Source organism: Staphylococcus pasteuri (assembly GCF_030547725.1).
In the GTDB taxonomy this organism is placed as follows: domain Bacteria; phylum Bacillota; class Bacilli; order Staphylococcales; family Staphylococcaceae; genus Staphylococcus; species Staphylococcus pasteuri.
Window position 1 is genome coordinate 1 of record NZ_JAUOQO010000048.1, and the last position, 411, is coordinate 411.

The 411-nt window shown below is 50.4% G+C and carries 1 protein-coding gene; it reads left to right on the forward strand.

What is annotated here, in order from left to right:
- Positions 1-54: 54 nt before the first annotated feature.
- Positions 55-411: molybdopterin cofactor-binding domain-containing protein (locus Q4528_RS12735; protein ID WP_303521837.1), on the forward strand; the 357-nt coding region annotated here is incomplete at its 3' end.

The following is a 411-nucleotide window of genomic DNA, read 5'->3' on the forward strand; positions in this document are numbered from 1 at the left end:
GGCCAAAGTTTACTGGAAGTCGAGCGAGATTCGATATCGCATATTCCGGGCGTTGTGGCTATCGAAGTCATTGGTGATTTTATTGGGGTGGTGGCAGAGCGCGAAGAGAATGCGATTCGTGCCATGAAAGAGCTAAAGGTCCATTGGAAACCTAACCCCGACCTCCCTGATCTAACAGACTTAGCGCATGCGGTACGGGCTAACCCGTCAACGCAGCGTACTTTATTAGATGAAGGAGATGTTGAAACGGCCATCGAAAACGCTGAGCAGCGGATGCAGCGCACTTATGTATGGCCTTATCAAATGCATGCTTCTATCGGCCCTTCTTGTGGTGTTGCCGATGTCAGTACCAATAAAGTAACTGTGTGGTCAGGGACGCAAAACCCTCATTTGCTGCGCGCAGACTTGGCT